This is a genomic window from Arthrobacter sp. Z1-15 (assembly GCF_054792395.1).
The window spans coordinates 2,724,707-2,737,526 of sequence record NZ_CP096454.1 but is presented as its reverse complement, the minus strand read 5'-3'; the positions used below and the strand labels follow the sequence as shown (position 1 = coordinate 2,737,526).

10 protein-coding genes are annotated in these 12,820 nt (G+C 67.7%); 8 read left to right on the top strand and 2 right to left on the bottom strand.

The window, feature by feature from the left end; translation table 11 throughout:
• The first annotated feature begins 32 nt into the window (after nt 1-32).
• Both M1D40_RS12455 and M1D40_RS12450 read left to right on the top strand, forming a co-directional pair.
• The gene (locus tag M1D40_RS12455; RefSeq protein WP_461169025.1) at nt 33-740 is read left to right on the top strand and encodes a DedA family protein; all 708 of its coding nucleotides are present in this window, start codon (nt 33-35) and stop codon (nt 738-740) included.
• A 59-nt stretch (nt 741-799) separates the two neighbouring features.
• A complete protein-coding gene (locus tag M1D40_RS12450; RefSeq protein ID WP_461169024.1) occupies nt 800-1,819 on the top strand; it encodes a 3'-5' exonuclease in 1,020 nt (339 codons plus the stop codon).
• A 13-nt stretch (nt 1,820-1,832) separates the two neighbouring features.
• Here M1D40_RS12450 and M1D40_RS12445 read toward each other — a convergent pair whose 3' ends face one another.
• The gene (locus M1D40_RS12445; RefSeq protein WP_461169023.1) at nt 1,833-2,948 is read right to left on the bottom strand and encodes an ADP-ribosylglycohydrolase family protein; all 1,116 of its coding nucleotides are present in this window, start codon (nt 2,946-2,948) and stop codon (nt 1,833-1,835) included.
• A gap of 175 nt (nt 2,949-3,123) precedes the next feature.
• Between M1D40_RS12445 and M1D40_RS12440 the strand changes: the two genes are divergently transcribed.
• From M1D40_RS12440 to M1D40_RS12415, 6 genes are all read left to right on the top strand, one after another.
• Nucleotides 3,124-4,155 (top strand): aquaporin, encoded by a 1,032-nt coding sequence (locus M1D40_RS12440; protein WP_461169022.1) that lies wholly within the window; start codon nt 3,124-3,126, stop codon nt 4,153-4,155.
• A gap of 119 nt (nt 4,156-4,274) precedes the next feature.
• The gene (locus tag M1D40_RS12435; RefSeq protein WP_461169021.1) at nt 4,275-5,438 is read left to right on the top strand and encodes an exonuclease SbcCD subunit D; all 1,164 of its coding nucleotides are present in this window, start codon (nt 4,275-4,277) and stop codon (nt 5,436-5,438) included.
• Entirely contained in the window at nt 5,435-8,563 is a 3,129-nt protein-coding gene (locus tag M1D40_RS12430) for an AAA family ATPase (RefSeq protein WP_461169020.1), read from the top strand. The genes M1D40_RS12435 and M1D40_RS12430 overlap by 4 nt, the downstream gene beginning before the upstream one ends.
• Before the next feature lie 133 nt (nt 8,564-8,696).
• Entirely contained in the window at nt 8,697-9,734 is a 1,038-nt protein-coding gene (locus tag M1D40_RS12425; RefSeq protein WP_341393681.1) for a M14 family zinc carboxypeptidase, read from the top strand.
• 154 nt (nt 9,735-9,888) lie between these two features.
• Nucleotides 9,889-11,322, top strand: coding sequence for an MFS transporter (locus M1D40_RS12420; protein WP_461169019.1), 1,434 nt, complete (start codon nt 9,889-9,891; stop codon nt 11,320-11,322).
• A gap of 110 nt (nt 11,323-11,432) precedes the next feature.
• Entirely contained in the window at nt 11,433-11,606 is a 174-nt protein-coding gene (locus tag M1D40_RS12415; RefSeq protein ID WP_341393683.1) for a hypothetical protein, read from the top strand.
• 81 nt (nt 11,607-11,687) lie between these two features.
• Here the strand turns inward: M1D40_RS12415 and M1D40_RS12410 are convergent, their stop codons facing one another.
• Nucleotides 11,688-12,635 (bottom strand): serine/threonine-protein kinase, encoded by a 948-nt coding sequence (locus M1D40_RS12410; protein WP_461169018.1) that lies wholly within the window; start codon nt 12,633-12,635, stop codon nt 11,688-11,690.
• Nucleotides 12,636-12,820: the final 185 nt, after the last annotated feature.

The following is a 12,820-nucleotide window of genomic DNA, read 5'->3' as shown; positions in this document are numbered from 1 at the left end:
CGGGTGTTCCTTAGGGCAGAATTGAGGGCAATATGACTACACAGATTCTTTCCTCAGTTGCCACCGCCAGTACCGACGGATCGGCGCTGGGAGGGATCGCGCAGTGGGCCGTGGACATGATGGAGGCCATCGGGGCCCCCGGTGCCGGCCTGGCCATCGCCCTCGAGAACCTCTTTCCGCCGCTGCCCAGCGAAATCATCCTGCCGCTGGCCGGGTTCACCGCCAGCCAGGGCAACTTCTCCCTGGTCTCTGCCCTCGTCTGGACCACGCTGGGCTCCGTCGTCGGTGCCCTGGCTCTCTACGGACTGGGCGCCTGGCTGGGCCGCGACCGCATGCGCCGCCTCGTCTCGAAGGTGCCGCTGATCGAGCTCGAGGACGTGGACAAGGTTGAGGCGTGGTTCGACCGCCACGGCTACAAGGCAGTGTTCTTCGGCCGCATGATCCCGCTCTTCCGCAGCCTCATTTCCATTCCCGCGGGCATCGAACGCATGCCGGTCTGGAAGTTCCTGGGACTGACGACCGCGGGAAGCCTGATCTGGAACGCCATCTTCGTGTTCGCGGGCTTTTACCTCGGTGAGAGCTGGCACATCGTCGAGGAATACGCCGGAGTCTTCCAGAAGATCGTCATTGTCGTGGTGGCCGTTGCCGCCGTCTGGTACCTCGTGAGCAAGATCCGCTCGTACCGGCGCAGGAAGGCCGACCGTCCGGTTGAGCCGGCCGAGCCGGCCGAAGGCGAGTAACCCGCTCCACCTGTTTTACCCTGTCTGCCTGCTTCATCGTTTAAGGAACCGAACACCGCGTGGGAATTGAATTCACGGCCATCGACTTCGAAACGGCCAACGGATTCCGCGGCTCGCCCTGTTCGGTTGGACTGGTCAAGGTGCGGGACGGCGTCGTCGTCGACGAAGCCTCCTGGCTGATGCGTCCGCCGCCGGGACATGATTTTTTCGACCGCCGCAACATCCGCATCCACGGCATTGAAGCGGACATGGTGGCCGGAGCCCCGCGCTTTGGCGAGCTGTTTCCCGAAATCGGCGCCTTTATCGGCGCGGATCTGCTGGTGGCCCACAACGCGGCCTTCGACATGGGAGTGATCCGGTCCGCTCTGGAGGTCTCCGGACTGCCCGGGCCGGCCTACGACTACACCTGCTCGGTGGTGCACTCGCGCCGGACGTACAGCCTGGTCTCCCACTCCCTGCCGTTTGCGGCGGAGGCGGCCGGGGTGCCGCTGCAGAACCACCACGACGCCGTCGAGGACGCCCGCGCCTGCGCCGGGATCATGCTCGACATCGTCCGGCGCAGCGGTGCCGGAAACATGGCCGGTTTTTTTGCGCTCCAGGGCATGGTTCCGTCCCGGCTTGAGGCGTACGTTCCCGGTGTCGACCCGCTGTCCAAGGCGACCCGTGCCGCGCTGGAGCGGGGAACCGGCTCGGAGGCCAAGGCTGCTGCAACCGGCTGGTCCGGCTGGCCCTCGGAAGGGGAAAACCCGCTGCCCAACCCGCTGGCCGATTCCCGCCACCCCCTCTTTGGCCACACGGTGGTCTTCAGCGGAAACCTGGGCATGTCCCGCCAGACCGCCAAGAACTCAGCGGCGGAACTTGGTGCGCGTCCGGCCTCCAACGTCACCCGCGCCACCACCATGCTCGTGATGGGCGACGGTTTTGAAGCCGGAGACCTGCGCAACGGAGTCCTCACCGGCAAGGCCCGGCGGGTCCTGGACCTGCACGGAAAAGGCCAGCGCATCGAAGTTCTCTCCGAGGGGGAGTTCCTGCAGATGCTCGGCGGCACCTGGCAGGCCGGAGCCGGCCGGGAGAGCTAGCCGGCCGGGACAGCTAGGCGCCGGTGGCAGCGAGGAAGCGGCGCGCCATTTCCTCGATGACCTCCCGGCCCTCCAGCACGTCCAGCCAGTCGCCGGGGAGGGCCGCGGCGCCGTGCAGCGTGCCCACTATGTTTCCCGTGATCGATCCGGTGGAATCGCTGTCGCCGTCGTGGTTTACGGCCAGGGCCGCGGCTGCCCTGAAATGCTCCTGCGGGGTGGCCGCGCCGGAGGTTGCCAGCGCAGCGTACAGGCCGATGGCCAGGGCTTCTTCGGCAACCCATCCCTCGCCCAGGGCCGCGGTCAGCGCTTCGGGGGAGACGGGCCCGGAACGGCCCAGGTCGACGGCGGCGGCCAGACGGGCCGCCAGCTCCGGCACTCCGCTCTCCTGCGCCCGGACCACCGCGGCGTCAGCTGCCTCCTGAAGTGACGCCTCCGGCGGCAGCAGGTCATGGATCAGCACGCTGAACACGGCGGCGCTGTGCAGGGCCGAGGGATGCCCGTGCGTCAGGGCGGCGGCATCTTCGCTGAGCCGGTACACCATCTCCGGCTCCATATACGGCAGCAGGCCAAAGGGAGCCGAGCGCATGACAGTTCCGCATCCCTTGGACTCGGGGTTGACGGGGCGGTATTTGGTTCCCATGTCCGGTCCGGACAATCCCGAGAGGCAGGCGTTTCCGGGAGCACGCCGGTGGTGCAGCACGCTCTGCCCGTCGATCCAGCGCAGCGGAGGATTCGGCGCCCCGGGATCCAGCGGGACGCCCTGTGTTTTCAGCCAGCGCAGGTAGGCAAGCCAGAGGCAGGCTGTCTCATCCGCGCCAACCCCGGCGTTGGCCCACTCCAGGGCCTCGAGCAGTCCGTCGAGCGTGTACAGCGTCATCTGCGTGTCATCGGAGAACGGAACAGGCGCGGGCAGGTCCGTCAGGGACGAAAGCCCGCGCGCTCCGTGGCTGTGCCGGATGTCCGCCAGGCCGGAGAATTCGACGGCGTATCCAAGGGCATCTCCCAATGCCCCGCCCAGCAGGGCACCAAACACTTTTCCTGCCTGTCCCTGGCGGGGAAGATGGGGGAATGGGTCGTTTTCCTGCGGAGACGGGTCTGCTGCAGGCGGATTTTCAGGGTTAAGGCTCACCGCTCCAGCATATCGAGCCTCCCCGGCAGGGCGAGTCTTCAGTATCTTCCCAGCCTCCAATGGCAAGCTGGGTGAGTTTGCCCGACGCATGACGTACCGCTTCGGGCCTGCGGCGGGGTTCCCTGCAGGGAACGCCGCCGTGCCACAACACCTAGAAAGAGGACACTTTTTGCGAATGAATGCCGAGCCCATTTCCGCAGGCGGTGCGCGTGCAGCGCACCCCGCCGCAGGAACCGCACCCCGAAAGCGCCTGCACACCTACGGGCTGGTGGGACGCAGCGCCGCAGAGGCCGTGGGAGCGTTCTTCCTGGTCTTCGTCGGTGTCGGCCTGGCCTTCTTCAGCGCCACAGGCAGTGTCTCTTCCCCGATGGGTGTTGGCCTTGCCGCTGCCGCAGCCATGGTGGCCTTCGGCTACGTCTCCGGCGGGCACTTCAACCCGGCCATCAGCATTGCCAGCGCCGCAGCCGGCCGCACCGCGTGGAAGGCCCTCCCGGTCTACATCGTCGCGCAGTTCATCGGTGCCGTCCTGGCCGTCGCCATCCTGTGGGTCGTGATCCAGGGTGTGCCCCAGCTCGCTGATACCCGCATGGTCTTCACCGCCCTGTCCAACGGTTACGGCGAGCAGTCCGGCGGCCAGTTCCCGCTGGCCAGCGGACTGCTGAGCGAAGTCATCGGTGCCGTGCTGCTCACCGCGGTGTTCCTCGGCGCAACGTCCGGGCGCAGGGCTTTGGCCGGCGCTGCCTTTGCCGTAGGCGTGACCTATGCCATCCTGCTGACCTTCCTGGCTCCGATCACCGGGGGCTCGCTCAACCCCGCACGCTCCAGTGCTGTTGCCTTCTTCGCCGAGAGCACTGCCCTGGAGCAGCTCTGGCTGTTCTGGGCCGCTCCCGTCCTCGGTGCGCTGATAACGGGCCTGATCTACCGCAGCATCGACCTCAGCGCTGCTGATGCAGCAGCCGGGGACGAGTTAGATTCAGATTCAGAAGCGGATGTGGACGCAGGTGCCGCCGAGGGCGCCGAAGACCTGAACGCTGACGCGGAGACCGCCAAGGCTGCCGCTCCCGCTGCGGGTTCGGCCACCGGGCCGGCCGCCGAGCGGCCGGGAGCCCCGGCGCGCACCGCCGACACTCGCCGCGACGACGAAGCCCGCGGCTTCTTCGACGGGGACGACGAGACCGGCGGCGGCAAGCCGTCCGGCACGGTCTAACAACCGGCACCACCGACACGCGCCCACCCCCTTCTGCGGCCTCCGCCGCAGAAGGGGGTGGGCGTTGTCATGCCGGCGGTGGCCGGGGAGTGTCCGTGCCGGAAGGTAGCTTTAGGAGTATGCGAATACTGCACACCTCCGATTGGCATTTGGGCCGCTCCTTCCACGGCGTGGGGATGCTCAGCGCCCAGCAGCAGTTCATCGACCGGCTCGTGGAGACGGTCCGCCGCCGGGAAGTGGACGCCGTCCTGATCGCGGGCGATGTGTACGACCGCGCACTGCCGGGAGTCGACGTCGTCCGTCTGCTGGATTCGGCGCTGGAGAGAATTACGGCCGCGGGAGCCAAGGTCATCCTTTCCAGCGGAAACCACGATTCGGCGGCCCGGCTGGGCTTCGGCAGCCGCATCTTTGAACGCGGCGGCGTGTTCCTGAGGACCCGGATCAGCGAAATCGCGGAACCGGTCCTGCTTGAAACGGGCGGAACGCCCGTGGCCGTGTACGGCATTCCGTACCTGGAACCCCGGCTGGCCGCCCCGGAGCTCGGCGTCGATGTCCCGCACCATGCCGCTGTCGTGGCCGAAGCAGTCCGCAGGATCACCGCGGATGTGCAGCACCGGAGCGAAGCGGGCCGCCCGGTGCAGCCCGTGGCCATGGCCCATGTGTTTGCCAGCGGCGGGATCACCTCGGACAGCGAGCGGGACCTGACCGTCGGGGGAGTGGGCGCGGTTCCGCTGGATCTCTTTGACGGCTTCGCCTATACCGCGCTGGGCCATCTGCACGGCCGGCAGGAGCTGAGCCGTTCGGTTCGGTACAGCGGATCTCCGCTGCCGTATTCCTTCTCCGAAGCGCGCCAGGATAAGGGCGGGCTGCTGGTGGAATTCGACGGCGAAGGGCTGGTGTCGGTGGATCCGGTCCTGTGGCCGGCACCCCGCCGGCTTGCGGTCCTTCGGGGCCCACTGGCCGAACTGCTCGCGGACCCGGCACTGGCGGAGGCCGAAACCGCCTACTGCCAGGTGACGCTGACGGATGACGAGCGCCCGGCCAAGGCCATGGAAGCGGTGCGCAGCCGTTTTCCCGACACCCTCGTCCTGACCTTCGAACCGGCCTCGGGGCCGCGGGCCGCCGGCCAGACCTACAGCCAGCGGCTGGCCAAGGCCACTGACGACCTGGAGATCTGCTGCGGCTTCCTGGACCACGTGCGGTCCCGGCAGGCCGACGAGCAGGAGAAACAGCTGTTTGCCGATGTCCTGAGCAAAGTCCAGTCTGCGGAGGCGGCCCAGTGAGGATCCACCGGCTCGAAATCCAGGCCTTCGGTCCCTTTGCCGACCGGCAAATCATCGACTTTGACGAGCTCGGTGCCCATGGTCTTTTCCTTCTGAACGGGCCCACCGGCGCCGGCAAAACCAGCATCCTCGATGCCATCTGCTATGCCCTGTACGGCGGCGTTCCGGGTGCCCGGCAGTCGGCGAAGCGGCTGCGCAGCGACCACGCGGCACCGGACACGGCCCCTGAAGTACTGCTGGAATTCAGTTCCGGGGAGCGCCGCCTCGAAGTGGTGCGCAGCCCGGCGTGGGACCGGCCGGCCAAACGCGGCATCGGCAAAACGGTGCTCGAACAGGCGCACACCACCCTGCGTGAGCTTGTGAACGGGGAATGGGTAACAAAATCCGCCCGCAACGATGAAGCAGGCGCGGAGATCCTGGCCCTCATGGGCATGGACAAGGAACAGTTCACCCGCGTGGTCATGCTGCCCCAGGGTGATTTCGCCGCCTTCCTGCGGGCTGACGCGAAAACCCGGGCCGAGCTGCTGCAGAAGCTCTTCGGCACCACCAGGTTCGAAGAGATCGAGGACCAGCTCAAGGAGGATCTCGCCGTGGCGTCCCGCGAGCTGCAGGACGCCCGGGGCGAAGCGGAGCATGTGCTGCGCCGGGCCCGGGACGAGATGCAGCGCTGGGCTGAAGGTGACCCGGACGGCGGGGACGATGCCGAAGCTGCGGAGGGGGAGCCCGCGGAGGGCAGCGGGACGGCCGCCGACACCGCAGCTGTGGAGGAATTCCGCCGCACGCTGACGGCTCGGACCGCCGCTGCCCGCGAAGAACGCACGGCGCTGGCTGCCGCCCTGGCGGAAGCGGAGGCCGCCCGGCAGGATCTTGAACACCGCCGCGCCCGCGGCATCGCCCGGCAGCAGCTCGAACGCGACGAGCAGGCCCACGCACAGCGTCTGCCGGAGATCACACCCCTGCGCGCTGCCCTGGCGCGGCACAGCCAGGCGGAGGCGCTGGCCGGGTACGTCCGGGCTGCAGACACTGCCGACGCCAAGCTCCGGCTCCGGGAAGAGGCCGCAGGGCAGGCCCGCGCGAAGCTGGCTGCCCATCCGCGGGCTGAGGCCTACGGCCTTGCCGGGGTTGCTGAGACCGCAGGTGACGGCGGATCGGAGGGGCAGCAGGAAGAAGAGCGCGCTGTTGCCTCAGCCCTGGCTGCCGCAGACACCAGCCTCACCACCGAGCTGGGAGCAGCCGAAGCCGTACTCGCTGAGGAAAAACGCATCAGCGAGCTCGAGGAGGAACTTGCCTCCGCCGCCGAGCGCGCCCGCAGCCGGCGTTCCGCCGCGGCGGCCGCAGGATCCGCAGCCGCCCTGCTCCGTACCGAAGAGGCGAAACTCGCCCGGGATCTGGAATCCCTGCGGGAGCGGGCATCGCGCCGGGAAGCGGCAGCGGAAGAGCTGGACCGGGCACGCGCCCTGACCCGGGCCATCGGGGAGTACGCCGTGGCGGTCCGGGACGCGGAAGCCGCTGCGGCAACCGCTGCCGACCGGCGCGGAACCTACCAGGACCGGCGCCAGGAATGGCAGGAGAAACTCCAGCTCCGGCTGGAACAGGCTGCCGCCGAGCTGGCCGGGCGGCTTGAGGACGGGCAGGGCTGCCCTGTCTGCGGCAGCGCCGAACACCCTGCCCCCGCTGTCCTGCCCGACGGCGAGAGCGCCGTCACGAAGCAGGACGAGGACCGGGCCCGGCTGCTCACCGCGGAAGCCGAGCAGGAATATGAAGCTGCCCGTGAACAGTCGGAGGCAGCAAACCGCCGGCTGGCGGAGCTGCGGATCCAGGGCGGTGACGGAGATCCAGAAACTGCCGGCGCGGCGGAAGCCGCAGCGGCCGCGGCCCTGGACCTGGCAACAGAGGCCGGCCGGGAACTCGGAGAGGCACTGGCCCGCTGTTCGGAACTGTCCCTCAGGCTCGAGCAGCTGGCCGAGGAGGAGTCGGCTGCCCTGGTTGCCGCCGCACAGGCCGACGAACAGTGCGTCTCGGCGGAGCGCCGGATTGCCGATCTCAGCGGACGGGTTGAGGCAGCACGGGACGGCTTCGCCTCGCTGGCGGAACGGGTTGACTGCCTCGCCGGTCTCCGCACGCTGGTGGCAGCGGCGCAGCGTGCACTGGGGGACCTGGCGGGAGTGCGGGAGAACGCGGCAGAAGCGCACCGGGACCTTTCGGCACAGCTGGCCGGTTCGGAATTTGAGACCCGCCAGGCGCTGCAGGAGGCCCTGCTGGACGCCGGGACGGCCGCAGCATACAAGCTCACCGTGGCGGAATATGAGCAGGAAGGGCAGCGGCTTGCGCTGCGCCGCGAGAGCGAGGAGTCGGCGGCAACCCTGGACGGACGGGGCGAACCGCTTCCCGTCCCCGAGGAGGAAGACCTGGTGCTTGCCTCCGATGCGGCGTCGGCAGCCCAGACGAAACTCACGCAGTGTTCCGTGCAGCTGGGCCTCCTGGAAGCCTCCGCCCGTGCCCTGCAGTCCTACGGACAGGAGCTGGCCGAGGCAGCCGAACGCATCCGCCCGCTGGAGCAGCGCCATGAGCTGCTCCGCTCGGTCACCGAGACTGCCCGCGGGCTGGGGGAGAACGGCTACAAGATGACTCTGAGCACCTACGTACTGGCCGCGCGCCTGGAGCAGGTGGCGGCAGCGGCTACCGAACGGCTGTCGGCCATGACAGGGGGCCGGTATGCCCTGGTGCACAGCGATTCCACGTCCGGCAACAGGAAGGCGGGCCTTGGCCTGCACGTGACCGATGCCTGGACGGGCCAGCACCGCGACACCTCCACGCTCTCCGGCGGAGAGGGGTTCATGGCGTCGCTGGCACTGGCACTGGGCCTGGCCGACGTCGTCCAGCAGGAGGCAGGCGGAGTCAGCATCGAAACGCTCTTTGTTGATGAAGGCTTTGGAAGCCTGGACGAGACATCACTGGAGCAGGTCATGGACGCATTGGAAGGGCTCCGCGACGGCGGCCGGGTCGTCGGCCTCGTCAGCCATGTGGCCGAGATGAAACAGCGCATCGGGGCGCAGCTGCAGATCACCAAGGGACGCAACGGGTCCTCGGTGCGGTTCTCCGCCGGCGATCCGGTGGGCGTCTGACGGGCGGGTTACACGGCTTATACAGGAGGGGACTTCAGAAGAAAAGACTGCGGGCGGGAAGATTGACACATGCAAGTAGTCGGGTTTCACTTCGTTCACACCAGTTACACGCCACCCCTGGAGGAGACCGACCATGAGGACACCCAAATCCATCGCAGCACTCTCGCTTGCCGTGCTGCTGGCAACCGGGACAGCGGCAGCCCCCGCCTATGCTGTCGGAGAGGGGCCCAACTACGGCGGGAACGAGACCATCAACACCTCGATCCTGCGGACCTATGACGAAGTCGTTGCGGAGCTTCAAAAACAGGACGCCCGTCAAGCGGCGCTGGAGCTGGAAGTCATCGGCCAGTCCGTCAAGGGCCGGGACCTGTATCTCGCGAAGTACATCACCAACCCGGACAATCCCACGATCCTCTACCTGACCCAGCAGCACGGCAATGAGCAGCTGACCACCGAGGGGGCGCTGGAATTCATCAAGCACCTCGGCACCGGCAAAACCAAAGGGGTGTTGGACGGAGTGAACATCTTGGTTGTCCCCATGCTCAATCCCGACGGCGCGATGGGCGATGTCGACTTTCCCCTGGACGGCTACATCGCAGACGGCGGCCGGACCCTGACCCGGGCCAACGCGACCGGCACGGACCTGAACCGCGACCATGTGGCCAAACTCCAGCCGGAAACCCAGGCGCTGCACCGGAACGTCCTGCAGGCGTACAGCGTCGACTACATGATTGACCTGCACCACCAGGGCACCCAAAGCGAACGCGACGGCCGGCTGGTGTCCGGATCGATCCTCTATCCGACAACGCCCAATGCGGATCCGGCCGTGGTCGAGGGCTCCAAGCAGTTGGGCGCAGTGGTGTTCGGTGCCGTCGACCCGACCGGCTGGGGGCATCTCGGACGGTACGTCGGAGGGTCCGCTGAAACGATCAGCCGCAACGGGATTGCGGTCGAGTACGGAATCTCCACGCTGCTCTTCGAGATGCGCGGCATGTCGGACAACACCAATCCCTCCGCCGTCCTGGGCCAGAAGAGCAACGGATATCTGATCAAACAGACCGTCACCACGCTGGATGCAACCGCAAGGGCCATTGCGGACGGGTCAATCCGTTCCGCCGATACCTCATTCTGGGACACCCTCGCGGAACAGACCACGCGCGACAGCGAGTAGGTTCGGAACCACCGCCGGCCGGCAGCGCCGGCCGGCGGACAGTGCAAGGAACATCACTGCGGCGGGGGCCCGGAATCGGATAGAGTAGCGGGGTAGCCGGGTCGGGCGCATCGGGAGGGGGGACGATGCGCGTTGAAACACGTCTGGAACCGCATTGAGCAATATTCCCTCTGCCCCTTCAACCTCCCGGAACCCCGCTCCGGACAGCTCCGCCCCGGCGCAATCGCCGTCCACTGAGCTTTCTCCGGACGAGCCCGCCACCAACCGCCGGCCCGCCGAACCGCAGGACACCTCCGCGGCAGCAACCGGCGGACGGTACGCCCGCATCTTCTCCCTCGCCGGCCGCGGCTTTGTCCCGATTGCTTTCCTGGCCCGTCTTCCCCTGGCAATGCTGACAGTGGGAGCTCTGACGCTGGTCACCAGCGTCACCGGCTCCTATGCCACCGGCGGCCTGGCCGCCGGAGCCGTCGGAATCGGTTCGGCCCTGGGGGCGCCGGTGCTCGGATACATGGCCGACCGGATCGGCCAGCGCCCCGTGCTGCTGACCACCGCCGTCGTCAACCCGCTGGCCATCGCACTGACCCTGTACATGGCCTTTCAGCTGCCCGACGCAGCCACTCCCTACGCGGCGCTCGCCGCAGCTTTCCTGATGGGGGCCACCTGCCCCCAGGTGGGTCCACTGGCCCGCGTCCGGTGGATGTCGATGACCGAGCGCAAACAGTCCGGGGACTCTGCCGGCGCCCGCGACCTGGACACCGCGATGTCCTTTGAGAGCACCGCGGACGAACTCAGCTTCGTGCTGGGGCCGGCGCTGGTCGGTCTGCTGGCCGCCGCCGTCGCACCCTGGCTGCCGCTGGCCCTCGCCGCCGTCCTGACGCTGAGCATGGTCAGCGCATTCGCCGTGCATCCGACCGTCAGGGTTGTCGTGCCCGCCAGGGCCGCACGGGCTGCCCGTGCAGCACGAGACACAGACGCCGCAAAGGCCGGGATGCCGGCCGAGCAGGATGTCGTCCGCCCCCGTGCCGACTGGCTGCTGATCGCCCTGCCTGTCCTGGGCATGGTGGCCATGGGAACCTTCTTCGGCGGCACGCAGACGAGCCTCACCGCGTTCGGCGGGGTCTTCAACGTGTCCTCCGCAGCCGGTCTGCTGTATGCCGTTATGGGCATCAGCTCCGCGGCGGCGGCTCTGTCCGTTGCGTTCTGGCCGGAGCGCTTTACGCCCGCTGCGCGCTGGACGGTCTCGGCCGCGGCCATGGCAGCCTTCTCCGTGCTCCTGCTTTTCCCCGCCGACATTCCCACCATGCTGGTGGCGCTCTTCATCATGGGCATTCCCCTGGGGCCGACCATGGTCAGCATCTTCGGCATGGGAGCCGTTGTTGCTCCCCGGCATCTGATGGGAACGGTCATGACGATGCTCGCCAGCGGAGTAGTCACCGGTACCGCCATAGGCGCGGCACTGGCCGGCCGCCTCGCCGACAGCTCCGGCCACCAGGCGGCGTTCCTCGTGCCGGTGGGAGCGGCGGTCATGCTGCTCATCCTGAGCCTCTGCGTCCGGTGGGCAGTGGCTGCCCGCCGCGGGCGGAGCTGAACAGACGGCCCCTGCGGCCGGCCCGGCTGTCGGGTCGGCGCTCAGGTGGCTTAGTATCGAGTCAAGCGCCGGAGTATTCGGCGGAGCCGCAGCGGATGAGGAGACCCACCATGGGCAGCGAAAAGAACGCCAACGAGGACCACTCCAAGGACGGCGAAAACACCACGGGGCCCGAGGGCACCATTCCCGACACCAAGGACGGCGTGGCCGCGGCGTCCACTGATGAACCGTCGAACTTCGAGCCCGAAGAAGACCAGGAATCCGCCGAGGGCGGATCCAAGTAGCAGGCTCAGAACACAAAGAAGCCCGGACCGGAAACACCCGGTCCGGGCTTCTTTGTGTGTGGGGGCCTCTGTCGGAGAGCCCTAGCCCAGGCTCGGAGCGTGTGAGGGCGGCAGCGGGATGTAGATGTTGCCGGTCGTGACTCCGCCCGTCACGGCGTCGTCCGGGCCCGACTCGGCACCGGGGGCAGGGAGCACCGGCGCCTCCGCCTCCAATCCGAGTGAACGCAGCGCAGCGGCGGCCTCGTGAGCATCGGGACGGGCTTCGACGGTGCGGGCGGTCATGGCGCGCAGCAGCTCCACCCAGTCGGAGCCGAGGTCTGCGGGCACCTCGGGATCACGGACCAGGCGGGCGACGGCGGACTCCACGATCGGGCCGGGGAAGGCTTTTTCTCCGGTGAGGCATTCAAGGAGTACCAGACCGAGGGAATAGATGTCGGTCCTTGGATCGACGGCTCCGCCCAGCGCCTGTTCCGGGCTCAGGTAGTTGGCGGTCCCAATGGTGGCGCCGTGGGCCGTTGCGATAGTTGCCTCGGTCATGCGTGCGATGCCGAAGTCGGTGAGCTTGGGGTACAGGCGGGTATCGTTCTCCGCCTGCGGGTACAGGAGGATGTTCGCGGGCTTGACGTCGCGGTGGATCACTCCGTTGGAGTGCACATAGTTCAGGGCATCGGCGAGGTCTGCCCCCAGCGAAGCAGTGGCAGTGGGTCCCAGGGGTCCCGACTTCAGTGTCCGGCGCAGGTCGGGGCCGTCAACAAGCTCCATGACCAGGAAGGTGGAGGCAGGTCCGTCGTCGTCCTGCATCACGCCGGCGTCCAGCAGAGTGACCAGGCCGGGGTGGTTCAGCGTAGCCAGCAGGAGGGTTTCAGTCTGCTGGCGGCGGTTCTCGTCGTCGTCGCTGACGTTGGGCCGGAACAGCTTGACCGCCACTTCGCGGCCAAGGTTCTGATCCACTGCGCGGTAAACGGAGGCAGCGCCGCCCGTGCCGATGAGCTCGGTGGTCCGGTATCGGTTCCCAAGGAGTACATCCACGGGTGTCCTCCCTAGAGGGTGTGTCGAAAAACAGGAAACGGGCAGGGGTCCGGGTCTGTTGCTAACCACCGGACGCAGGAGCAGCGCAGTAAATCCAAATTAATCAGCAGCCTGATTAATTTGGTCCTACGCTGCTCACCTTCCCACCATATCCTGAGGCACCGGCACTTCCCTGCAGGCTGAGT

Bases quoted from the DNA above. Each gene is read 5' to 3' on its own strand.
- M1D40_RS12455 (WP_461169025.1), top strand. From the start codon at position 33: ATGACTACACAGATTCTTTCCTCAGTTGCCACCGCCAGTACCGACGGA.
- M1D40_RS12435 (WP_461169021.1), top strand. From the start codon at position 4,275: ATGCGAATACTGCACACCTCCGATTGGCATTTGGGCCGCTCCTTCCAC.
- M1D40_RS12440 (WP_461169022.1), top strand. From the start codon at position 3,124: ATGAATGCCGAGCCCATTTCCGCAGGCGGTGCGCGTGCAGCGCACCCC.
- M1D40_RS12415 (WP_341393683.1), top strand. From the start codon at position 11,433: ATGGGCAGCGAAAAGAACGCCAACGAGGACCACTCCAAGGACGGCGAA.
- M1D40_RS12425 (WP_341393681.1), top strand. From the start codon at position 8,697: ATGAGGACACCCAAATCCATCGCAGCACTCTCGCTTGCCGTGCTGCTG.